22 protein-coding genes are annotated in these 22,097 nt (G+C 35.2%); 10 read left to right on the top strand and 12 right to left on the bottom strand.

Annotated features, from left to right (window positions below; translation table 11 throughout):
• Window positions 1-66 precede the first annotated feature (66 nt).
• Entirely contained in the window at window positions 67-4,419 is a 4,353-nt protein-coding gene (gene dnaE, locus INR76_RS05305; protein WP_223109619.1) for a DNA polymerase III subunit alpha, read from the bottom strand.
• A gap of 172 nt (window positions 4,420-4,591) precedes the next feature.
• A complete protein-coding gene (locus INR76_RS05300; RefSeq protein ID WP_223109618.1) occupies window positions 4,592-5,038 on the bottom strand; it encodes a PA2169 family four-helix-bundle protein in 447 nt (148 codons plus the stop codon).
• A 304-nt stretch (window positions 5,039-5,342) separates the two neighbouring features.
• Here INR76_RS05300 and INR76_RS05295 point away from each other — a divergent pair, with 304 nt between their 5' ends.
• From INR76_RS05295 to INR76_RS05265, 7 genes are all read left to right on the top strand, one after another.
• The gene (locus INR76_RS05295) at window positions 5,343-5,864 is read left to right on the top strand and encodes a 30S ribosomal protein S16 (protein WP_223109617.1); all 522 of its coding nucleotides are present in this window, start codon (window positions 5,343-5,345) and stop codon (window positions 5,862-5,864) included.
• Between the two features lie 13 nt (window positions 5,865-5,877).
• A complete protein-coding gene (rimM, locus tag INR76_RS05290) occupies window positions 5,878-6,402 on the top strand; it encodes a ribosome maturation factor RimM (RefSeq protein ID WP_223109616.1) in 525 nt (174 codons plus the stop codon).
• 1 nt (window position 6,403) lies between these two features.
• Entirely contained in the window at window positions 6,404-7,123 is a 720-nt protein-coding gene (locus INR76_RS05285) for a tRNA1(Val) (adenine(37)-N6)-methyltransferase (protein ID WP_223109615.1), read from the top strand.
• A gap of 50 nt (window positions 7,124-7,173) precedes the next feature.
• Window positions 7,174-8,352 (top strand): acyl-CoA dehydrogenase family protein, encoded by a 1,179-nt coding sequence (locus tag INR76_RS05280; protein ID WP_223109614.1) that lies wholly within the window; start codon window positions 7,174-7,176, stop codon window positions 8,350-8,352.
• Window positions 8,353-8,429: 77 nt separating this feature from the next.
• Entirely contained in the window at window positions 8,430-9,203 is a 774-nt protein-coding gene (locus INR76_RS05275; RefSeq protein ID WP_223109613.1) for a DUF3050 domain-containing protein, read from the top strand.
• A 41-nt stretch (window positions 9,204-9,244) separates the two neighbouring features.
• The gene (locus INR76_RS05270; RefSeq protein WP_223109612.1) at window positions 9,245-10,141 is read left to right on the top strand and encodes a metallophosphoesterase; all 897 of its coding nucleotides are present in this window, start codon (window positions 9,245-9,247) and stop codon (window positions 10,139-10,141) included.
• Between the two features lie 27 nt (window positions 10,142-10,168).
• The gene (locus INR76_RS05265; protein ID WP_223109611.1) at window positions 10,169-10,873 is read left to right on the top strand and encodes an SGNH/GDSL hydrolase family protein; all 705 of its coding nucleotides are present in this window, start codon (window positions 10,169-10,171) and stop codon (window positions 10,871-10,873) included.
• Here INR76_RS05265 and INR76_RS05260 read toward each other — a convergent pair.
• From INR76_RS05260 to trmB, 7 genes are all read right to left on the bottom strand, one after another.
• Window positions 10,870-11,202 (bottom strand): 2Fe-2S iron-sulfur cluster-binding protein, encoded by a 333-nt coding sequence (locus INR76_RS05260; RefSeq protein WP_223109610.1) that lies wholly within the window; start codon window positions 11,200-11,202, stop codon window positions 10,870-10,872. The genes INR76_RS05265 and INR76_RS05260 overlap by 4 nt on opposite strands.
• Window positions 11,203-11,220: 18 nt before the next feature.
• Window positions 11,221-12,273 carry an NAD(P)/FAD-dependent oxidoreductase gene (locus INR76_RS05255; protein ID WP_223109609.1) on the bottom strand — a complete coding sequence of 351 codons (1,053 nt, stop codon included), beginning with the start codon at window positions 12,271-12,273 and terminating at the stop codon, window positions 11,221-11,223.
• A gap of 70 nt (window positions 12,274-12,343) precedes the next feature.
• Window positions 12,344-12,583: a NifU family protein gene (locus INR76_RS05250; RefSeq protein WP_223109608.1), complete on the bottom strand. Its 240-nt coding sequence runs from the start codon at window positions 12,581-12,583 to the stop codon at window positions 12,344-12,346.
• A 1-nt stretch (window position 12,584) separates the two neighbouring features.
• On the bottom strand, window positions 12,585-13,724 hold the full coding sequence (locus INR76_RS05245) for an Mrp/NBP35 family ATP-binding protein (RefSeq protein WP_223109607.1): 1,140 nt from the start codon (window positions 13,722-13,724) through the stop codon (window positions 12,585-12,587).
• A gap of 141 nt (window positions 13,725-13,865) precedes the next feature.
• Window positions 13,866-14,195, bottom strand: coding sequence for an MGMT family protein (locus tag INR76_RS05240; RefSeq protein WP_223109606.1), 330 nt, complete (start codon window positions 14,193-14,195; stop codon window positions 13,866-13,868).
• The gene (locus INR76_RS05235) at window positions 14,196-14,822 is read right to left on the bottom strand and encodes a lysine transporter LysE (protein ID WP_223109605.1); all 627 of its coding nucleotides are present in this window, start codon (window positions 14,820-14,822) and stop codon (window positions 14,196-14,198) included.
• A gap of 38 nt (window positions 14,823-14,860) precedes the next feature.
• On the bottom strand, window positions 14,861-15,535 hold the full coding sequence (gene trmB, locus INR76_RS05230) for a tRNA (guanosine(46)-N7)-methyltransferase TrmB (protein ID WP_223109604.1): 675 nt from the start codon (window positions 15,533-15,535) through the stop codon (window positions 14,861-14,863).
• 84 nt (window positions 15,536-15,619) lie between these two features.
• Between trmB and INR76_RS05225 the strand changes: the two genes are divergently transcribed.
• Window positions 15,620-16,699, top strand: coding sequence for a glycosyltransferase (locus INR76_RS05225; protein ID WP_223109603.1), 1,080 nt, complete (start codon window positions 15,620-15,622; stop codon window positions 16,697-16,699).
• Here INR76_RS05225 and INR76_RS05220 read toward each other — a convergent pair.
• Together INR76_RS05220 and INR76_RS05215 are read right to left on the bottom strand one after the other, a co-directional pair.
• On the bottom strand, window positions 16,664-17,707 hold the full coding sequence (locus INR76_RS05220) for a cell wall metabolism sensor histidine kinase WalK (RefSeq protein ID WP_223109602.1): 1,044 nt from the start codon (window positions 17,705-17,707) through the stop codon (window positions 16,664-16,666). The two genes, INR76_RS05225 and INR76_RS05220, sit on opposite strands and share 36 nt — an antisense overlap.
• Window positions 17,707-18,390 (bottom strand): response regulator transcription factor, encoded by a 684-nt coding sequence (locus INR76_RS05215; RefSeq protein WP_223109601.1) that lies wholly within the window; start codon window positions 18,388-18,390, stop codon window positions 17,707-17,709. The genes INR76_RS05220 and INR76_RS05215 overlap by 1 nt, the downstream gene beginning before the upstream one ends.
• Before the next feature lie 230 nt (window positions 18,391-18,620).
• On the opposite strand from INR76_RS05215, the gene INR76_RS05210 reads away from it, so the two are divergent.
• Window positions 18,621-19,559, top strand: a complete 939-nt coding sequence (locus tag INR76_RS05210; protein WP_223109600.1) for a T9SS type A sorting domain-containing protein — start codon at window positions 18,621-18,623, stop codon at window positions 19,557-19,559.
• Between the two features lie 85 nt (window positions 19,560-19,644).
• Window positions 19,645-20,619, top strand: a complete 975-nt coding sequence (locus INR76_RS05205; RefSeq protein ID WP_223109599.1) for an acyl transferase — start codon at window positions 19,645-19,647, stop codon at window positions 20,617-20,619.
• A gap of 171 nt (window positions 20,620-20,790) precedes the next feature.
• Here the strand turns inward: INR76_RS05205 and tyrS are convergent, their stop codons facing one another.
• Complete coding sequence (gene tyrS, locus INR76_RS05200) at window positions 20,791-22,089, bottom strand: tyrosine--tRNA ligase (protein ID WP_223109598.1); 1,299 nt, start codon at window positions 22,087-22,089, stop codon at window positions 20,791-20,793.
• Window positions 22,090-22,097: the final 8 nt, after the last annotated feature.

Raw genomic sequence — 22,097 nt, 5'->3', positions numbered from 1 at the left:
TTTTGGGCTAAACCTTACAACCCTAACATTACTTTAAGTAATAGGTTTATTGTTTTTTCTGATAGTTTAATTGAGTTTAAAGTTTATCTGTTCTGCTTGTAACTCGTTTAAAAGCTCTTTATTTATTTCTATCTTTTTTGTTCTACTAGGCATATTCAGTTTTACCTTATCTGTCATTTCATAAATCAAAAAATGTAATTGCTTTTCACCTTTATGAATGGTAAACAAATCTTTTAAACGATCTATACGGTCATTTTCTAGATCTTGAACAGGCATTCTAATAGTTAATTTTTTTGAGTGTTTCTCCATGACATCGTGCAATTGTAACATGGTTGAGTATTGAATTCTAGGGTCTCCTTTTTTACCTGTATCACGGTTAGTCCATCCTTCTTTTATATAAACGCGTGCGTGAATGAATGAATTTGGTACTAGAAAATGCCTAAACTTTAAGTACTCTTCACCAAAAATTTTAAACTCATAACTATCGTCATAGTCTTCTACTGTAAAAATAGCCCATCCGCGTCCTGACTTTGATTCTCTATGCTGAACGTCACTTATTACACCTCCAAAACTTAACTCTCTATTGACAAATTTTTCAAGGTTATTAAAATCTGAAACTTTACAATTGGTAAAATATTTAATTTCCAATTTAAAATCATCCAGCGGATGACCAGAAATATAAACTCCAACTACATCTTTTTCTAGTTTTAGTTTTTTCATGGTTCCCCACTCTTCACATGGCGGAACTTCCGGTTCGGGAATTTGCACATCACTGGCTTCTCCAAACAAGCTTACTTGTGAAGAGTTTTGCGTTTCTTGAAATTTTGAAGCATATTTTAATACCTTTTCAACAAACATAACTCCGTCACCTTCATCATGCAAATATTGAGCACGATGTGTATCAAAACTATCAAAACCACCTGCTAGTGCTAAACTTTCAAATGCCTTTTTATTTGCAGCTCTTAAGTCAATACGCTTTGCCAAATCAAAAATGGATTTATAATTTCCATCTTTTCGGTTTTCAACGATAGTCGCAACGGCATTACCACCAACACCTTTTACAGCTCCCATCCCAAAACGAATAGCGCCTTGATCATTTACCGTAAATTTATAGAATGATTCATTTACATCTGGACCCAAGACTGTTAAGCCCATTCGTTTACATTCTTCCATAAAAAAGGTAACTTGCTTAATATCATTCATATTATTTGAAAGTACCGCAGCCATATATTCTGCAGGATAATGAGCTTTTAAATAAGCTGTTTGATAGGCAATCCACGCGTAGCAAGTAGAGTGTGACTTGTTAAAAGCGTAACTCGCAAATGCTTCCCAATCTTTCCAAATTTTTTCTAACTTTTCAGGATCATGACCTTTTTTTGAAGCGTTGTCAATAAAGCGTGGTTTCATTTTATCTAGCACCGCTTTTTGCTTTTTACCCATAGCTTTTCGTAGCACATCGGCATCACCTTTACTGAAATCTGCTAGCTTTTGTGACAACAACATTACCTGCTCTTGGTAGACGGTAATTCCGTAGGTTTCTTGTAGGTATTCTTCCATTGCCGGAAGATCATATTCTATATCTTCTTCTCCATTTTTTCTTCTAATAAAACTGGGAATATACTCCAAAGGTCCTGGACGATACAAAGCGTTCATTGCAATTAAATCTGCAAAGACAGTTGGTTTCAGCTCTTTCATATATTTCTGCATCCCTGCAGATTCATACTGAAATATTCCAACAGTTTCACCACGCTGGAATAGTTTATAGGTTTCTTCATCATCTAGCGGAAAACTATCCGGATCAAGATCAATATTGTGTTTATGTTTTACAATTTTGACCGTATCTTTGATAAGTGTCAACGTTTTTAGCCCTAAGAAATCCATCTTCAACAAACCGGCACTTTCTACAACAGAGTTGTCAAATTGCGTCACATATAAATCTGAATCTTTTGCTACAGAAACAGGTACAAAATTGGTAATATCATCTGGTGTAATAATCACTCCACAAGCGTGAATACCGGTATTTCTAACCGAACCTTCTAATATTTTTGCTTGATTAATGGTTTCGGCTTCTAAATCTTCTCCTTCTGAAAGATTCAACAACTCATTAACCTTAGGTAGCTCATCACTTCTAAATTTACTACGCAATTCCTGCTCTGATAAGCCAAAAATTTTATTCAATTTGGTCATATTCGGAATTAACTTCGCAATCCTATCTGCATCATTAAGAGGCAAATCAAGCACGCGAGCAGTATCTCGAATAGATGATTTTGCAGCCATGGTTCCGTAGGTGATGATTTGAGCTACTTGATTGGCTCCATATTTTTCAATAACATAATCCATTACTTTGCTTCGACCTTCATCATCAAAATCAATATCAATATCTGGCATACTTACACGGTCAGGATTTAAAAACCGCTCAAAAAGTAAGTCATATTTTATTGGATCTATGTTGGTAATTCCTAAACAATATGCCACGGCACTTCCTGCTGCCGAACCACGACCGGGACCAACAGAGACTCCCATATTTCTAGCTTCGCGAATAAAATCTTCGGTAATTAAAAAGTAACCCGGATACCCTGTGTTTTCAATAACGCTCAACTCAAAATTGAGGCGTTCTTCAATTTCGGGTGTAATCTCTTCGTAGCGTTTTTCTGCACCTTTGAAAGTTAAATGCTTTAGGTAAGCGTTTTCACCTCTATTTCCGCCATCTTCAGCATCTCTAGGATCTTGAAATGTTTCGGGAATGCTAAATTTTGGGAGCAATACATCCCTAGCCAATGTATATGATTCAATTTTATTTACCACTTCTGAAATGTTGCTAATCGCTTCAGGTAAATCTTTAAAGAGGCTTTTCATCTCCTCTTGTGATTTAAAATAATATTGATCATTGGGTAATCCATAACGGTATCCACGACCACGACCTATAGGGGTTGCTTGTTTTTCACCATCTTTTACACATAACAAAATATCGTGAGCATTCGCATCTTCTTTATGAATATAATAGGTGTTATTACATGCTACTAGTTTTACTTCGTGTTTTTTAGCAAGCTCTACAAGGACAGTATTTACACGTTTTTCATCTTCTTGATTATGACGCATGATTTCAACATATAGGTCTTCACCAAATTGTTCTTTCCACCAGATTAGCGCTTCCTCAGCTTGATGTTCACCTACATTTAATATTTTCCCCGGAACTTCACCGTATAAACTTCCGGTAAGGGCTATAATATTTTCTTTGTATTTTTTTATAACATTTTTATCAATCCTAGGCACATAATAAAAACCATCTGTGTAAGCAATGGAAGCCATTTTGGCAAGATTGTGATACCCTTTTTTATTTTTTGCAAGCAACACAACTTGATATCCATTATCTTTATGGTTTTTGTTAAGATGGTCTTCACAAACAAAAAACTCACAACCTACAATTGCTTTTAACTCTTTATGTTTTTCTTCTTCTGAAAGACCTGAATTATAGGCATTTACGGCTTTTGTAAAATGAAAAGCACCCATCATATTACCGGTATCGGTAAGAGCAACTGCGGGCATTTCGTTTTCAATTGCTGCTTGCACTAGATCTTGTGTAGACGAGGTAGATTGTAAAATAGAAAACTGCGAATGATTATGAAGGTGGGAAAATGCCGTTTCTTCAAGTGTCGCAATGTTTTCTTTAATCTCTTCAGAAGAAATAGTTTCGGTTTGAGTTTGAGCCTCAATTTCTTTTCTTATTTTTTCTGAAGCTTTTTTAAGATTGATATGTTTAAGGCCAATTAATTCAATCTCTTTTGGGTTCTCTTCTGAAAATTTTTCGAAATAATCCGGTTGAACATCGAGCTCTTTAGCGGTATAAATATTTCTTCTTACAAGTTCTAGAAAACAACGCGTAGTTGCTTCTACATCGGCTGTTGCGTTGTGTGCTTCAGCAAATGGCTCGTTGAACAAAAATTCGTGTAACTCGGTTAACGTAGGTAATTTAAATTTACCGCCTCGTCCACCAGGAATTTGACATAGTTGAGCCGTGGTTTCGGTACAGGTATCCAACACCGGTAACTGTGGCAGTGGATTGTGCATTTCTAAACGGTGAAACTCGGCTCCCATAATATTTAAGTCGAAACCAACATTTTGACCAACAACAAATTTTGTTTTAGATAACGCTTTGGCAAATTTTTCGGCTACTTCAGCTAGAGAAACTCCTTCTTTTTGTGCTAATTCTGTAGAGATACCGTGTATTTTTTCAGCATCAAAAGGAATGGTAAACCCATCGGGTTGCACCAAATAATCTTGATGCTCAATAACGTTACCCATTTCATCGTGCAGCTGCCAAGCTATTTGAATACATCTTGGCCAGTTATCTGTATCGGTTACTGGGGCGTCCCAGCGTTTTGGTAAGCCGGTAGTTTCGGTGTCAAAAATAAGGTACATGCGCGTCGGTGTTATTTCGGAAAAAAGGGAGTTTTTCAGTTTACTTTCTGAAAAAGTAAAAATAAAAAAACAGCCGGTTTTTAGGTGAAGAAGTTGCCATAAGTTATTAACGTATGCACAAAAAAAAAGACCGGAAAAATAACCGGCCTTTCTTCTTTCTCATAGCAACGTATTAAGATAAAACTACTTCAAAATTTTTTGCATTTTGTAATGCAGATTGAACGTTATTGCGCTGCTGCTCTAGTATTGTTTTGGTAGTTGGTGGCAACGTAGTATCATTTATTACATTTGTATATTCTTCTACAGCTGCTTCTTCACCTTTTTGAACTTCTTTTAAAATTGCCTCTTCATCTTGTGAAGTAAAAGTGCTTTTTATATCCATCCAAGCTCTGTGTAAATCTCCTGTGGTACTTCCTCCTTTATCAGGAGTACTACCTATATTTTTAATTTCATCTTTTAAGGTATGACCAAAATCATATCTATTTTGTGCTTGTTCTTCAAAAAACTGTTTGAGTTTGTTATTATCAACTATTTCGGCAGCTTTCTTATAACCTTTTTCTGCGTCATAATTTTTTTCAAGTAAATCATTAATCTTTTTTGTCATTTCTTCTGTGTACATAGTCAATTTTTTTAATTAATTTTTCTTTTATAGCAACATAAATATACCAGGTTTAAGAGTTTTAGAAGGGCTGTTTAACCAAAGCTTAAAACATTTTAACAGAGTTTAACCATTGATTTTATTGAGGTTAAAACCTACAGAAGCTAATTTTTTTTTTACAAAAGACATAAAATTAATCCTTCGTACAAACGATGTTTTAAAAGGCAATAAAAAGCCATATTTAGTTGACTTTCAAAGAAAAAATACTGTATCTTTGCAAACTCAAAATTATAACCGGGGTCGGGAACCCCAAAAATTAATTACTATGCCTGTAAAAATCAGATTACAAAGACACGGTAAAAAGGGAAAACCTTATTACTGGATCGTGGCTGCAGACAGCCGTGCAAAAAGAGATGGTAAATACTTAGAAAAAATAGGTGTTTACAATCCTAATGTGAATCCAGCTCACATCGAGCTTGACCTTGACGGCGCTGTAACCTGGCTTCAAAACGGTGCTCAACCTACCGACACAGCAAGAGCTATCCTTTCATACAAAGGTGCATTGCTTAAAAATCACCTTGCAGGTGGTGTTCGTAAAGGTGCGTTAACCGAAGAAGAAGCTGAAAAAAAATTCAATGCTTGGCTTGAGGAAAAAGCTGAGAAAGTTGAAAACAAACGCTCAAAGCTTTCTGAAGCTGATGAAAAAGCTAAAGCTGAAGCATTAGCCGCTGAAAAAGCAATTAGTGATGCACGTATGGCTGAGGCAAAAGCTGCCGAAGAAGAAGCCAAAGCAGAAGCTGAAGCTGAAGCAAAAGCTGCTGAAGAAGCTGCAAAAGAAGAAGAATAAGCGTAGCCTAACGATGCAAAAGTCAGCTTGTTTCTACTTAGGCAAGATCGTTAAAAAATACAGCTTTAAGGGAGAGTTGTTGGTAAAATTAGATACTGACAATCCCGAAGATTTTCTGGAAATGGAATCGGTTTTTGTTGATTACAACAAAAATTTGATTCCATTTTTTATTGAATCACTTTCTTTACATAAATCTAGTTTGCTGCGCATACAGTTTGAGAGCATAACTAATGAAACAGAAGCAGATAATCTTTTAGGCTCAGAATTGTATTTGCCATTAAATATGCTACCCAAACTAAGTGGAAATAAATTTTATTTTCATGAAGTTATCGGCTTTACGGTAACCGATTCAAGCTTTGGCTTGGTAGGAACCATCACTGGTGTAAATGACAACACACCTCAAGCCCTCTTCGAAATTGAACATAACAATAAGCAAGTTCTTATTCCTATCAACGACGATTTAATCAACAAAGTAGATCGTGACAAAAAAGACATACTTATTACGGCACCAGAAGGGTTGATTGAATTATACCTTTAATATGAACAAGCCTTTTCATTTTAAACAATTTACTGTACAGCAAGATCGCTGCGAAATGAAAATTGGCACAGATGGCGTTTTACTAGGCGCTTGGACAAGCTTACACAGCAATCCTTCTTCAATACTTGATATAGGAGCGGGAACAGGAATCATCGCTTTGCAAATGGCTCAACGTAGCACTGCAGAGCTTATTGATGCAATAGAAATTGATGAAAACGCATATGAACAATGTGTAGAAAACTTTGAAGCCTCTCCTTGGGGTGATCGCTTATTTTGTTATCACGCTTCACTCGATGAATTTACCGAAGAAATGGCTAATGAAACTCCTTATGACTTAATAGTTTCAAATCCGCCGTTTTATTCTGAAGACTACACCTCAGGAAATATATCAAGAGACACAGCTCGATTTACCGAAGCGTTACCCTTTGAACATTTAATACATTCTGTTTCTGTATTACTTTCAGAAAGAGGTTTTTTTTCAACTATAATTCCGAAGAAAGAAGAAACAGCCTTTATTGAAATGGCTAAGAACGCTAAGCTTTTTCCCAATCGTATATGTAGGGTACGAGGCACTGAAAATTCAGAAGAAAAGCGTAGTTTGATTGAGTTTTCATTTCAAAAAAACAACCCTAGCCTTGAAAAACTTACCATTGAAACAAGTCGTCACCAGTATACAATGGCGTATCAAAACTTAGTGCGCGATTTTTACCTTAAAATGTAGGAGGTTAAAGCGGTGATTTCTACATTTGTATTCCTATAAAAAATAAAACCATGAAACCAGATCTTTTTGAAGCTCCTGATTATTACAATATTGACGATTTATTAACCGAAGAACATAAACTTATTCGCGATTCTGCAAGGGATTGGGTAAAGCGTGATGTTTCGCCAATTATTGAAGAAGCAGCGCAAAACGCAGAATTTCCAAAATCAATTATTCCAGGTCTTGCCGAAATAGGCGCTTTTGGACCTTATATTCCCGAAGAATATGGAGGTGCAGGACTAGACCAAATAAGCTACGGTCTTATCATGCAAGAGATTGAGCGTGGTGATAGTGGCGTACGTTCTACTGCTTCAGTACAATCATCTTTGGTAATGTATCCTATATGGAAATATGGAACAGAAGAGCAACGAAAAAAATATTTACCAAAACTTGCTACCGGCGAGTGGATGGGATCTTTTGGACTAACCGAACCGGATCATGGAAGTAATCCTGGCGGAATGGTTACAAACTTTAAAGATAAAGGTGATCATTATTTATTGAACGGAGCCAAATTGTGGATCTCAAATTCACCTTTTTGTGATGTAGCTGTTGTTTGGGCAAAAAATGAAGAAGGTCGTATTCACGGTTTAATTGTAGAGCGCGGTATGGAAGGTTTTAGCACTCCAGAAACGCATAACAAATGGTCTTTGAGAGCAAGTGCTACGGGAGAGTTGATTTTTCAAAACGTAAAAGTTCCGAAGGAAAACTTATTACCAAACAAAAGTGGTTTAGGCGCTCCATTAGGTTGTTTAGATTCGGCTCGCTACGGAATTTCTTGGGGAGCTATTGGAGCAGCAATGGATTGTTATGACACTGCTTTGCGTTATGCAAAAGAACGTGTACAATTTGGCAAACCAATTGCAGCTTTTCAATTACAACAGAAAAAACTGGCAGAGATGATTACCGAAATCACAAAAGCTCAGTTATTAGCACTTAGATTAGGCCAATTAAAAAATGAAGGGAAAGCAACTTCGGCACAAATATCTATGGCAAAGCGTAATAATGTAGAAATGGCAATTAATATAGCTCGTGAAGCCAGACAAATATTAGGCGGAATGGGAATTACCGGAGAATATAGTATCATGCGCCACATGATGAACTTAGAAAGTGTTATAACTTACGAAGGAACACACGATATACATTTATTAATTACTGGATTGGACATAACTGGTGAAAATGCTTTTAAGTAAAAACTAGCTATTAAAGTTTTGATAAAGGCGCTACAGAATTGTGGCGCCTTTTTAATTTTGTTGAAAAAAGACATCACATGATTACCCAAATCAATAAAAGAATAAAACCTTATCGCGATACGCTTTTACAACATCCCTTATACAGTGAAATAAAAACCCCTCAGCATCTTCAAACTTTTATGGAGTACCACGTTTTTGCAGTTTGGGATTTTATGTCATTGCTTAAATCATTGCAAAATAACCTAACAAGCACTTCTGTTCCTTGGGTACCAAAGGGTGATCCTGAAACACGTTATTTAATCAATGAAATTGTGTTAGCCGAAGAAACAGATATAAATTTAAAAGGCAAGCGTCAAAGTCATTTTGAAATGTACCTGGACGCCATGAAAAAAGCCAATGCTAATACAAAGCCTATTCGTTCATTTCTTAAAAATTTAGAAAACCATTCGGTTTTTGATGCTATTGAAAAATCATCATTACCCAAAGCAGTGCAACAGTTTTTGAAGCATACATTTTCAGTAATTGAAGAGAACAAACCCCATAATACAGCAGCAGCATTTACATTTGGCAGAGAAGATTTGATACCTGAAATGTTTTCTGAAATTATAGAAAAAATTCAACAAAACTTTCCCAAAGAAGATTTAACCGAATTTAAATACTACTTTGACCGCCACATAGAACTTGATGAAGATGAACATGGGCCTATGGCTTTGCAAATGGTAAAAAACCTGTGTGGCAACGATGGTAAAAAATGGCGCGAAGTAGAGCGCACTATTGTAAAATCATTACAAGCTAGAGAACAATTGTGGGAAGGAGTACTTACAGAAATTTTAAGTGATAAACTTGCTTAGCAACAAAGGCATATTGTATCTTTAAAAAAAAGAATTAGCAAATGTCCTCCCAAAAAAGAATTACGAATGCTTATACCACAGCGCAGCGTATCTCTTTTAATGACCATTCAAAATTTATCATTTTTAGTGACTGTCATCGCGGAGACAACAGTTTTGCAGATGAATTTGCCAATAACCGCAATATTTACTTTCACGCTTTAGATTATTACTATAAACAAGGTTTTACATACTGTGAGCTTGGCGATGGAGACGAGTTATGGGAGAATAGCGCTTTTCAAACAATATTTGAAGCACACCAACACGTTTTTGAATTACTTCGGAAATATTATGCCGAAAATCGATTATATAGATTATTAGGCAACCACGACATGGTTTATAAAAATGAGCGGTATGTAGAAAAAAACTTGTTTAGCTACTTTAATAAAGTCACTGGAAAAGATGATCCGCTTTTCCCTGAAATCACCTTTAAAGAAGGACTTGTTCTAAAACACGAAAACACCCAACAAGAAATATTTATGTTTCACGGTCATCAAGCCGATTGGATGAATTATCACGGCTGGAAGTTTAACAGGTTTTTGGTTAGAGCATTATGGAGACCATTACAAGTTTTTGGCATTGGTGACCCTACTAGTCCTGCACGTAACTATAAAGAACTCATAAAGGTTGAACGCCGAACCAAAAAATGGATTATTGACAATAAAAACATTTTTACCATTACAGGACATACTCATCGGCCACGGTTTCCCGAACCGGGTGACATTGCTTATTTTAATGACGGTAGTTGTGTACATCCTCGCAGTATAACCGGCTTAGAGATTGAAAACGGAGAAATATCACTTATCAAATGGCAAATTTCTACCACCGAAGACGGCACATTAAAAGTGGTGAGAATTTTATTGGAAGGACCACAAAAGTTAATTGATTATAAAACCGAATGATGTAACATCACGTAAATAAAAACACTTATGAAACAAATAATATACTTGCTAGCATTTACTCTTGGTAGTCTTTTATTTTTAAATTGTTCAGTTCAAAAAAATAGCGTTCAGAAAAAGAAAACCAATTCAAGCTATAGCTATTTAGCCTTAGGAGATAGTTACACCATTGGTGAAAGTGTTTGTGATACGTGTAGATTTCCGGAGCAGTTAAAAGATAAAATAAGTAGCAATTTTAATAAAAAAATAGATTTAAAAATAATAGCTACTACCGGATGGACTACTCGTGATTTACTGAATGGGATTTCAAAAGAAAATCTTATAAACAACTATGATTTGGTAACACTTTTAATAGGCGTAAACAACCAATATCAAGGAAAAGATTTTTCAGTTTATGAAAATGAGTTTCCTATTTTATTAGATAAGGCTATTGAATTTGCAAACGGAAATAAAGAGCGCGTTGTGGTAGTTTCTATTCCTGATTATGCCTTTACACCTTTTGGACAGACAAAAGAGAGTCCTGATAAAATTTCAGAAGAAATTGATAACTACAACGCTTTTGCAAAGAAAATAGCTAACCAAAAAGGCGTTGCTTTTGAAAACATCACACCCATTACCAGGAATGGATTAAAAGATAAATCTTTAGTAGCTTCAGATGGATTACACCCTTCCAAAGTTGCTTATAAGAAGTTTGTTGATCAATTACTGACGAAAGTTTCTGAAATTTTAAATTAACTTTCAGGAGCTAACTCCACTTCTAGACCTTCCATTTCAGGATTTATATGAATTTGACAACCCAAACGGCTGTTTTCTTTCACGTGAAATGCTTCAGCAAGCATTAAATCTTCATCATAACTTTTTTCCGGAAGTTCGTGGTCGCTAAGCACATAGCATTGGCAGGATGCACACATAGCCATACCGCCACAAATACCAATTGTTCCTTCAGGAGCAAGCTCATAAGATCGAACTACCTCCATAAGGTTCATATTCATATCTGTTGGTGCCTCAACAGTGTGTGATTTACCTTCTCTATCAATAATTGTGATGTTGATATCTTCTTGCATACGAAGCTGTTTTTCAAATTATTGAATAGATTTAACAACTGCTTTTGGAGCTTGTTTTTTGCTTCCGTCAAAACCTTCTACACCACCCACAGTGGTATATTTCATTACATACCGTTTATCTGGGTGAATGCGTTGATAGGCGCTTTGACACATTAACGTAGCTTCGTGAAAACCACAAAGGATGAGTTTTAATTTACCGGGATAAGTGTTTACATCACCAATTGCATAAATACCTGGAATATTGGTTTGATAGTCAAGAGTATTATCCACTTTGATAGCGTTTTTTTCAATCTCTAGACCCCAATCTGCTATGGGCCCTAGTTTTGGAGCCAACCCAAAAAGCGGAATAAAGTGATCACATGCTCTGTTAAATACATCGGCTCCTCTTTTTATAGAAACGCCTTCTACTTTTTCATTACCAAATATATCTACAACTTCGGCGGGAGTTATTAGTTCAATTTTTCCAAGGTTTTTAAGTTCTTGAACTTTTTCTACACTATCTAAAGCACCTCGGAATTCATTGCGGCGATGTACCAATGTAACACTAGATGCGACATCGGTTAAAAAGATACTCCAGTCTAGCGCAGAGTCTCCTCCTCCAGCGATTACTACATTTTTATCGCGGTACATTTCAGGATCACGTATAATGTATTCTACCCCTTTATCTTCATATTCTGAAATACTTGTAATTGGAGGTTTTCTAGGCTCAAAACTTCCTAAACCACCGGCTATGGCAACTACCGGAGCGTGGTGTTTTGTTCCTTTGCTTGTTGTTACTATAAAAGTGCCGTCTTCTTGTTTTTCGATCGTTTCTGCACGCTCTCCTAAAGTGAATCCGGGTTGAAATGGTTCAATTTGTTTCATCAAATTGTCAACCAAATCACCGGCTAGTACTTCTGGAAATGCAGGAATATCATAAATAGGTTTTTTGGGATAAATTTCAGCACATTGACCACCAGGTTGTGGCAAGGCATCAATCAAGTGACATTTTAACTTTAATAATCCGGCTTCAAAAACGGTAAAAAGTCCCGTAGGACCAGCACCGATTATCAATATATCTGTTTTTATCATGAATATAATTCGTGTTTAAATACGCGCAATGTAGTGGTGATTTTTAATTTTTAAAATGACCAATATCAATTTACTCTACATTGATTACGGTTTCAATTTGAGGTGCATGTTTTTTTATGGTCATTTCAACACCGCTTTTTAAGGTCATTTGATTTACACTACAACCTACACAAGCTCCTTCTAAACGAACGACCACTGTTTTTCCATCATCTATAGAAATAAGAGAAATATCACCTCCATCACTTTGTAAAAAAGGACGTATTTCTTCTAAAGCATCCTCAACCTTTAATTTTAATTCTTGATCTTTCATATTATTTTTTAACGGCACTACAACCTGCCATCGTTGTAATCTTTATGGCCTCGGTTGGGGGGAGATTTTCATTACGGCGTACCGTTTGCTCCACCACATTTTTTGTTACAGTTTCAAAAGCTTGTTCTGTTGGGGTTGCTGTTTGCAAGGCTGCCGGGCGACCTACATCACCAGACTCTCGTATACTTTGCACCAACGGAATACCACCCAAAAATGGAATATCTAGGTCTTCAGCTAGGTTTTTAGCTCCTTCTTTTCCAAAAATATAATATTTGTTTTCGGGTAATTCTTCAGGAGTAAAATAAGCCATATTTTCAATAATTCCTAAAACAGGAACTTGTATATTTTCTTGTTGAAACATGGCAACACCCTTTCGAGCATCTGCTAAGGCTACATTTTGAGGTGTACTTACCACTACAGAACCTGTAAGCGGTAATGACTGCATAATACTTAAGTGTATATCTCCTGTTCCCGGTGGAAGATCTACGAGTAAAAAGTCTAATTCACCCCAATTTGCATCAAAAATTAATTGATTTAATGCCTTTGCAGCCATAGGACCTCTCCAAATAACTGCTTGATCGGGTTTTGTAAAAAATCCTATTGATAGAACTTTTACACCATAGTTTTCTATGGGTTTCATCTTGCTTTTACCTTCAACCTTTACCGAAAGTGGTTTTTCCATAGCAACATCAAACATTATCGGTATTGATGGCCCATAAATATCTGCATCTAGCACCCCTACATTAAAGCCCATTTTTGAAAGCGTTACTGCTAGGTTTGCAGTAACTGTAGATTTACCAACGCCTCCTTTACCTGAAGCTACCGCAACAATATTTTTAATACCAGCTATGGGTTTTCCTTTAATTAAATTTGGATTTTCCTTTTTGGTAGGTGCTTCAACCTTAATATTTACTTTTACTTGTGCATCTGCAGATACCTTTTCTTGAATGGTCTTTATGATATCTGCTTCGGCTCTTTTTTTAATATGTAGGGCCGGTGTAGAAACTGTAAGATCTACAATTACTTCGTCTGCAAAAGTTACTACATTTTTAACCGCACCGCTTTCAACCATATTTTTTCCTTCTCCGGCTAGCGTAATGGTTTCTAAAGCTTTAAGTATATCTTTTTTATTCAATTTCATATAATCTTTTTCGGAATATTTAGACTGATTCTAAAGTGCAAATATAACGGTAATTGTTTGGATTGTAAAGTAGTTGGATTGAAATGATTTATGGGTTAATAGAAGAAACATGAACTAGATTCTTCTTTTGAAATAAGCAATCTATTGTAATTCTTTTACAGGATCCCAAAAAAGTTGATCAAAGTTTTGTATTTGATTTTCAACTACCTCAACACCTTCACTTTCTAATAATTGCTGCATCAAGTTTGTACCTTTAAAATGATGTTTACCTGTAAGCAATCCTTTTCTATTTACAACCCTATGAGCAGGAACATCAGGATCTTTTCCACTTTTATTCATAGCCCAACCTACCATTCTTGCGCTACCAGCTGCTCCCAGGTATTTTGCAATAGCGCCGTAACTTGTAACCTTTCCGTAAGGTATTTGCTTGGCTACTTCATATACTCTATCAAAAAAATTGTCTGAGGCCATTTATATCTCTTCCATTATTTTTAAGAGAGTTATTACTGAAATGATAGCCGTTATCACGCCAATAATAAAGTTCATATTAACATTCAGTTTTTTCTGGTCATCTTTTTGCCTAAAAAACCAAACATACATTGCCAGAACCGAAAATGTACCCAATCCTGAGGCAATGACAGCACTCCATAATCCTGGTTGAGAAAAGCTAAACCACCCAAAACCTGCAAAAGTGATACTTATATACACCCAATATGGAAGTGGTAGTAAATTAACAAGCGCTAATAACATACCAGAAAAAACACGGTTGGTTTTTGAGTGATTTACATCTTCTGGAAGTGGTCTGCGTGTGTCTTTGGCTATAAAAAAGAAGTAAATTGTTATGCATATAAAAATTCCCAAAGCTACTTTTTGAAGCATTGAAACATATTCAGGATGTTGGTCTAAAAATCTAGCAAAAAACAGAGCTACAAGCGTTTGTATCATTACGGTTACACAAACACCCGTAGAAAACATTATTCCTTTTTTTCTGCCTTCTTTCATACTTATTTTTGCAGCGTACATATTTAGCAGTCCGGGAGGAATTACCCCAATAAAAGCTGCTATAAAGCCAATTGCAAAGTTTACAAGTACCGTCATAAAAGACACGTTTCTGTCGTGAATATAAGCAAAATTATCTACCTAAATTTAAACCGTATGTAGGTTATCTTTTTATTTTCTTCTAAGTATTGTTGTTCATAAAAGGTTTGTATACTAGTCACTTCTTCGGGTGCGTGACTGTTTCCGTAGACATCGTGATGCGCATAATCAATCTCTTCATCAAGCCCGTGAAGTAATCCTAATGTATAACCATGCATAAATTCACTATCTGTTTTTAAATGAACAAAACCATCTGGTTTTAAAATCTTTTTATATTTATTTAAAAACTCTTGGTTGGTAAGGCGATGTTTGGTGCGCTTGTATTTTATTTGAGGATCTGGAAAAGTAATCCAAATTTCATCTACTTCATTTTCTGCAAAAAGTAAATCTATCAACTCAATTTGTGTACGTAAAAAAGCTACATTATCTAAGCCTTCTTCTAAAGCGGTTTTGGCTCCTCTCCAGAAACGAGCTCCTTTAATATCAATTCCTAAAAAATTAATAGCTGGATATTTTCTAGCTAGATTGACTGAATACTCTCCTTTACCACAACCCAGCTCTAAGATGAGCGGTTTTTCATTTTTAAAAAAATCACGCTTCCAGTTCCCTTTTAAGTCAAGACTATTTGAAAAAACCTCCTCACGAGTAGGTTGAATTACATTTTTAAAAGTTTCGTTTTCTTTAAAACGTTTGAGTTTATTTTTACTTCCCACAATTAACTATTTCTTATCGCTAGAGTTTATTTGGTAAAATTAAGGAAATATTAACAAGGCACTACTTTATGTACCTTTGTTTTTGTGAATGAAAGAAAAACCATTTTGGTAGCGCCTTTACACTGGGGTTTGGGGCACGCTACACGTTGCATTCCTATCATAAAAGCATTGCTAAAAAACAAGTATAACGTTTTATTAGCCTCAGATGGGGGTGCTTTATTATTGCTTCGGAAAGAATTTCCAGATTTACCATACGTAGAGCTACCTTCTTATAACATAACTTATCCAAAAAAAGGTGCTTTTTTTAAGCTGAAACTTCTTTTGAAAGCTCCTTTTGTAAAAAGGGTAATTGCTTCAGAAAAAAAGGTAGTAGAAAAGCTTGTTTCTGAAAATAAGATTCAAGGTATTATTAGTGATAATCGTTGGGGTGTACGAAACAGTAAAATACCTTCGGTAATAATCACACATCAATTGAATGTCCTTTCTGGCAGCACGTCTTTTCTTAGCAGTAAAATGCATCAAACTTTACTTAGAAAATTTGATGCTTGTTGGGTGCCAGACCTTGAAGGTTCAATCAATTTAAGTGGTAAACTAGGCCATTTTAAAAACTTACTATCTGTTCCTTTAAAAGTTACCTATATTGGTTTGCTGTCACGTATGCAAAAACAATCTGTGACAAAAGAATATGATGTTTTGTGTTTATTATCAGGTCCCGAACCACAACGAACTGCACTAGAAGAAAAGCTTACTTCGGTTTTTGAACATTCCAATAAAAAAGTGATGTTGGTTCAAGGGGTTATAGAAGAAGAAAAAAAGGAAACTCAAAAAGGTGCTATTAAAGTAGTTAATTTTCTTACTAGTCTTGAACTAGAAAACGCCATCAATAAAAGCGAGTGTGTTGTTTCAAGGTCTGGATATACAACTATTATGGACTTGGCAGCGATGGAAAAGAAAGCCTTTTTTATTCCTACTCCAGGGCAGTTTGAACAGGTATATTTGGCAAAACGGTTAAAACAAACTGGTTTTGTACCTAGTTGTAAACAACATAAATTTGAAGAAAGAAAACTGGACAAAATTCCTTTTTACAAAGGATTACAAGATTTTAATAGCACACCCAATTTTGAAAGGTTATTTGGCTTTTTCGAGAGTGAAGGAAAACTCTGAGCCAATACCATATTGACTTTCTACATAAATTTTTTCATCGTGCGCTTCAATTATATGCTTAACAATTGAAAGTCCTAACCCGCTGCCTCCTTCTTTTCTTGAACCGCTTTTATCAACTCTAAAAAACCGTTCAAACAATCTAGGTATTTTATCTTTTTCAATACCTTCGCCGTTATCGGTTACACGCACAATAACTTTATTTTTTATAAGATCTTCTATACTTACCTCTGTTGTACCATCCTTTTTACCATATTTAATTGAGTTTACAATCAAATTGGTCAATACTTGTTGTATACGCTCGCGATCTGCATCAACAAAAATGCTTTCTTTATAATCGATATCAAATGTAAGGGTGATATTTTTTTTGGCAGCTTTCATTTCAAAAAGATCAAAAACACCTTGTACCAGCTCGATGATATTGAATCGTTCTTTATTAAGGTTTAAATCACCAACTTCTAGCTTGGTAATCATATCAAGATCTTTTACAATATAAATCAGTCTCTCTACTCCTTTATTGGCCCGCTGTAGGTATTTTTTACGAATATTTTTATCATCCATTGCGCCATCAAGCAATGTGAGTATATACCCTTGGACGGTAAAAAGAGGCGTTTTTAATTCATGGGAGATGTTACCCATAAATTCTTTTCGGTAGTTTTCACGACCTTTGAGAGTTTCAATTTCAATTTTTTTGGTTTCAGCAAATCGCTCTACTTCTCTTGTAAGCGTTGCCATATCTGTAGTAATTTGTTTTTTATCAAAAGTTGAAGCATCTAGCAGTCTAACATCGTCGTATATTTTTTTTACTCTTCGGTAAATAAATTTTTCTACTCGATACTGAATGAAAAAGAAAGAAAACCCAAAACAAACTATGGCAAATACTATTAGAAACCAATAAAGTTTAATTGCTGTGAAGTAAAAAAAAACACCCAACACGAGTGTTAAAAAAAATGTGAGGAATGATGATGTATATGCTGCAAATTTGTATGTTCTCTTAAATTCTTTTGCCATTAAACTACAAATTTATACCCTACTCCTTTAACTGTTTTAAATTTTTCGTCACCTATTTTTTCACGTAGTTTTCTTATGTGAACATCTATAGTTCTTCCACCTACTACTACCTCATTACCCCATACACGGTCAAGTATTACTTCTCTTTTAAAGACTTTTCCGGGTTTTGAAGCTAGAAGCGCTAATAATTCAAACTCTTTTCTTGGTAAAATCATTTCTTCATTTGCTAAGGTGATTTTATACTCTTCACGGTTAATTACCAAATCACCTAGTTTAACTTTACCTGTTTCTTCTTTGGTTTCTTTGTAACGTCTTAGTAATGCTTTTACTTTACTTACCAATACTTTTGGTTTAATAGGTTTGGTAATATAGTCATCGGCTCCAGCATCAAAACCGGCTACTTGTGAATAGTCTTCACCTCTAGCTGTTAAAAACGTGATTATTGTTTCGGCAAGTTCAGGTATGTTACGTAGCTTTTCACAGGCTTCCATCCCGTCCATTTCGGGCATCATTACATCAAGAATGATGAGGTGTGGTATTTCCTTTTTAGCTTTTTTAATAGCTTCTTTACCGTTTTCAGCAGTTGTAACTTGATACCCTTCTGAAGAGAGATTGTAGCCTACAATTTCTAAAATATCCGGCTCATCGTCTACTAGTAAAATTTTGATGTCTTTTTTCTTCATAATTATTTTTACCTAATAAAATTAAGGTTTAAAGATACCATATATTACTTTTTCGTATTGTTTGCTTATTTAATTGTTAACGATATTGTAACATACTATCGGCTTAAACAAGCCTTTTTTTAGTCAATATTACCTTTACGTTAAGCAATTTATAAACTATATTTTAAAAATTCACACCTATTATTCAAATATGTATATTTGCACCACATTTAAATAATTTACAAACAAATATGATGAAAAAAATTACTTTTATTGCAGCACTTTTTATGAGTGTTGCCTCTTTTGCACAAATTGCAGGAACTAGCTTTGAGGAGCCATCAATTGTTACTGTACAGTATGTTGATACTGGTGATGCAACAGTTGCTCACGATTTAGTTAATAATCCTGATGAGCCTAACGTAGATTATACTTCTACAGGTGGCGAGATAGGGTTTGATGCTCGTTATGAGCCGTATGACACTCCTGGTGAAGGCCTTAGCGACGGTGATTTTGTAGGTGTTACAGATTTTGCTCCTACAGGTGATGATCCTTATACAGACGGGGATCAAGGTTACCAAATTAGTGACTCTGACGGAAATTACATTCTTGAGTTTGACCAAGTAGATTTAACTGGAGTTACAGACCCTACTTTATCTTTAGACTATTTTATTTCTGAAACAGGTTATGAAGGTGACGGAACTGTAAATGAATCAAGCTCTGACAGATTACGTATCTATGTAAGAGACCTAACAAACAGTACTGAAATTGACATTCTTGACACTACAGGATCAGACATTAATGACCTTGCAATTGAAGGTTCTTGGATTACAGGTACGGCAGCTATTTTACCTAATACTACTATTCAATTAGTGATTGAAGCTCGTATTAATGCTGGAGCTGAAGCATTTTTCTTTGACAACCTACAAATAGGAGGTTCTTTAGGTATTAACGATGCAAATGAAAGCCAATTTTCTGTATACCCAAACCCAGCTTCTAACGGTTTTGTAAACATCGTTTCAAAAGTTAGTGGTGATAAAGAAGTTGCTGTTTTTGACGTGTTAGGAAAACAAGTTATCAATACTACAATTACAGGTGAAAGATTAAACATTTCTGCATTAAACAGCGGTGTTTATATCGTAAAAATCAACCAAGGAAACGCTTCTGTTACTAAGAAGTTAGTTGTGAAGTAATTATTTTTAAACTATACACATTAAAGCTCTTGCTTATGCAGGAGCTTTTTTTATTTCGCTATTTTTGAAAAGTTATTGATACATCATGATTTCAGAAAAAATTTTTAACATTAAATCACCTCAAAACTTTACTGAAGCAGCTTTGGAAGTTTTTAATTTTCAACACAAACATGTGGCTGTGTATCAAAAGTTTTGTGATATGTTAAAAATTAATCCTAATAAAATAACCCAAATTTCTGAAATTCCCTTTTTACCAATACAGTTTTTTAAGAGCCATAAAATCATTGCAGAAGGGTATAATTCAGAAGTTGTTTTTACTAGCAGCGGCACCACGGGAAGCACAACCAGCAAACATTATGTAGCTAAAACTGACTTATATGAAACAAGCTTCAACAAAGCTTTCAAAAATCAATATGGCACTCCTAAAAACCTTACTATCTTGGCGCTACTGCCATCATACCTAGAACGAGAAGGGTCATCCTTAATATATATGGTTGATTCATTGATACAACAAAGTGATAATGAACATAGTGGTTTCTATTTACACGATATGGATGCGTTGATAGAAAAGCTTACTTACTTAGAAAACAAAGGTCAAAAAACCATTCTGTTGGGCGTATCGTACGCACTGTTAGATTTGATTGAAAAGAAAAAATTTCAGCTTAAAAACACCGTTGTTATGGAAACTGGCGGCATGAAAGGACGCAGAAAAGAAATGGTTAAGCAAGAGCTTCATTCGGTTTTAAAAGAAGGGTTTGGGGTTTCAAAAATTCATAGCGAATATGGTATGACAGAGTTACTCTCACAAGCCTATTCAATTGGTGACGGGGTTTTTAAATGTCCTCCTTGGATGAAAGTTCTTACTCGAGATACCGAAGACCCTTTTACTTACATACAAAGCAAAACCGGAGGGATAAATGTAATCGATCTAGCAAACCTTTATTCTTGTAGTTTTATTGCTACCCAAGATTTGGGAAAAGTTCACACAACTGAGCATTTTGAAGTAGTAGGCAGGTTTGATAATAGCGATATAAGAGGCTGTAATCTTATGATACTTTAAATATCTGATATAAAGTTAATTAAATGCTAAAGTTAAGCCTATATGTGTAAGTAATAAATAAGATTTCGACTACTTATGCACAAGATGGTTGAACCTTAATGGTTCAGTTCATAATTGGTTGGTTAGTTAATTTTGAAAGCCCCTTTCTATAATAGATTGGGGCTTTCATATTTATATAACTTTAATGATAAAGTAATTTTTCTTACCGCGTTGCAATAACACAAATTGATTGTTTATTAAATCAGTATTAGTAACTGTATAATCATCTGTTACCTTTTCTTTATTTACTGAAATAGAATTTTCCTTAAGCGCTCTTCTAGCTTCACCATTTGACTTTAAAAAATTAGTTTCTGAAGCCAAAGCAGCTATAATATCCATTCCGTTTTCAATTTCAGTTTTTGAAATTTCGGCTTGTGGAACACCTTCAAAAACATCTAAAAAGGTTTGCTCATCTAACGTTTTCAAATCTTCAGAAGTTGATTTACCAAATAGTATTTCTGAAGCTTTTACTGCTTTTTCATACTCTTCTTCATTATGAACAGTCACGGTAACTTCTTTGGCCAAACGTTTTTGTAGTAAACGAGCGTGAGGAGCTTCCTTATGCTCAGCAATTAATGCTTCAATAGTTTCTTTATCTAAAAATGTAAAGATTTTTATATACTTTTCAGCATCTTCATCACTAGAGTTTAACCAATATTGGTAAAATTTGTAAGGGGATGTTCTTTTGGCATCTAGCCAAACGTTACCACCTTCACTTTTACCAAATTTACTTCCATCACTTTTTGTGATTAATGGGCACGTTAAGGCATATCCTTTTCCGCCGCCTATGCGTCGTATCATTTCGGTGCCTGTAGTGATATTTCCCCATTGGTCACTACCCCCCATCTGCAAGGTACAATCGTGATTCTTATATAAATGGTAAAAGTCATACCCTTGTACCAATTGATATGTAAATTCTGTAAACGACATACCATCTGCTGCTTCTCCGGTTAATCGTTTTTTTACAGAATCTTTTGCCATCATATAATTAACTGTTATATGTTTACCAACATCACGAATAAAGCCTAAAAAGCTAAATTCTTTCATCCAATCATAGTTGTTAACCAATACAGCGTCATTTTCAGCACCAGATTTAAAATCTAAAAATTGAGAGAGTTGATTGCGCACACAGTTTTGATTGTGACGAAGTGTTTCTTCATCCAATAAATTACGTTCATTTGATTTTCCCGAAGGATCACCAATCATTCCTGTTGCTCCACCTACCAGAGCATAGGGTTTATGACCGCATCGTTGATAAAATGACAACAACATAATAGGAACCAAATTACCAATATGCAAGGAGTCTGCAGTAGGATCAAAGCCCACATAAGCAGAACGCATTTGCTCCATTAAATGTTCTTCTGTGTCTGGCATAACGTCGTGTAGCATTCCACGCCATCTTAATTCTTCAACGAAATTTTTTAGTTTCAAAATGTCTT

Source organism: Marixanthomonas sp. SCSIO 43207 (assembly GCF_019904255.1).
GTDB lineage: Bacteria > Bacteroidota > Bacteroidia > Flavobacteriales > Flavobacteriaceae > Marixanthomonas.
This window is presented reverse-complemented; position numbering and strand designations above follow the sequence as displayed.

Coding starts and splice junctions, on each gene's coding strand:
- rimM (WP_223109616.1), top strand. CDS start 5,878: ATGCAAAAGTCAGCTTGTTTCTACTTAGGCAAGATCGTTAAAAAATAC.
- dnaE (WP_223109619.1), bottom strand. CDS start 4,419: ATGTACCTTATTTTTGACACCGAAACTACCGGCTTACCAAAACGCTGG.
- INR76_RS05300 (WP_223109618.1), bottom strand. CDS start 5,038: ATGTACACAGAAGAAATGACAAAAAAGATTAATGATTTACTTGAAAAA.
- INR76_RS05285 (WP_223109615.1), top strand. CDS start 6,404: ATGAACAAGCCTTTTCATTTTAAACAATTTACTGTACAGCAAGATCGC.
- INR76_RS05275 (WP_223109613.1), top strand. CDS start 8,430: ATGATTACCCAAATCAATAAAAGAATAAAACCTTATCGCGATACGCTT.
- INR76_RS05255 (WP_223109609.1), bottom strand. CDS start 12,273: ATGATAAAAACAGATATATTGATAATCGGTGCTGGTCCTACGGGACTT.
- INR76_RS05250 (WP_223109608.1), bottom strand. CDS start 12,583: ATGAAAGATCAAGAATTAAAATTAAAGGTTGAGGATGCTTTAGAAGAA.
- INR76_RS05270 (WP_223109612.1), top strand. CDS start 9,245: ATGTCCTCCCAAAAAAGAATTACGAATGCTTATACCACAGCGCAGCGT.
- INR76_RS05240 (WP_223109606.1), bottom strand. CDS start 14,195: ATGGCCTCAGACAATTTTTTTGATAGAGTATATGAAGTAGCCAAGCAA.
- INR76_RS05265 (WP_223109611.1), top strand. CDS start 10,169: ATGAAACAAATAATATACTTGCTAGCATTTACTCTTGGTAGTCTTTTA.
- INR76_RS05280 (WP_223109614.1), top strand. CDS start 7,174: ATGAAACCAGATCTTTTTGAAGCTCCTGATTATTACAATATTGACGAT.
- INR76_RS05260 (WP_223109610.1), bottom strand. CDS start 11,202: ATGCAAGAAGATATCAACATCACAATTATTGATAGAGAAGGTAAATCA.
- INR76_RS05210 (WP_223109600.1), top strand. CDS start 18,621: ATGATGAAAAAAATTACTTTTATTGCAGCACTTTTTATGAGTGTTGCC.
- INR76_RS05205 (WP_223109599.1), top strand. CDS start 19,645: ATGATTTCAGAAAAAATTTTTAACATTAAATCACCTCAAAACTTTACT.
- INR76_RS05245 (WP_223109607.1), bottom strand. CDS start 13,724: ATGAAATTGAATAAAAAAGATATACTTAAAGCTTTAGAAACCATTACG.
- INR76_RS05215 (WP_223109601.1), bottom strand. CDS start 18,390: ATGAAGAAAAAAGACATCAAAATTTTACTAGTAGACGATGAGCCGGAT.
- INR76_RS05295 (WP_223109617.1), top strand. CDS start 5,343: ATGCCTGTAAAAATCAGATTACAAAGACACGGTAAAAAGGGAAAACCT.
- INR76_RS05235 (WP_223109605.1), bottom strand. CDS start 14,822: ATGACGGTACTTGTAAACTTTGCAATTGGCTTTATAGCAGCTTTTATT.
- INR76_RS05220 (WP_223109602.1), bottom strand. CDS start 17,707: ATGGCAAAAGAATTTAAGAGAACATACAAATTTGCAGCATATACATCA.